The 520-nt window shown below is 49.0% G+C and carries 1 protein-coding gene; it reads left to right on the forward strand.

Annotated elements, in window-relative coordinates; genetic code table 11:
- A partial coding sequence (locus tag ACWA2B_RS27980; protein WP_449292887.1) for a condensation domain-containing protein occupies positions 1–520 on the forward strand: 520 nt, incomplete at both ends.

The raw sequence follows: 520 nt of genomic DNA on the forward strand, positions 1-520 counted from the left end.
TATATTATGAAGACTTGCGCGGACTAGAAAAAGAGGAACGAGAAGCTCGTGTTGAAGCTTTTGCCATCGAGGACAAAGCGAAAGGATTCAATCTCGCAGAGGATGCACTCATTCGTGTCTCCATTTTGCAAACTGGGGATGAAACGTATCACTTTGTTTGGAGCTTCCATCACATTTTGATGGATGGCTGGTGCTTGTCCTTTATGACACAGGAGGTATTTGGCAGCTATCTGACACTGCGCGCCGGTCATGAGCCAGCGCTGGAGCCTGTCACGCCGTTCAGTCGATTTATCGAATGGCTGGAACGTCAGGACCGTGAGGCAGCTTTGCAATATTGGCGTGGGTATCTGGCGGACTATGAGCAGCAAATTACGCTTCCTCAGCAAAAAACACAGCCTAAATCGATGCAAGCCGGGCTATATGTCGCTGAAGATCTGGAATGTGACTTCCAGCCAGAGCTGGTTGCTCAGATCGAACGGGTAGCGAAGCAAAATCAGGTCACGATCAATACGCTGATTCA

The organism is Paenibacillus sp. CMM36, assembly GCF_053570945.1.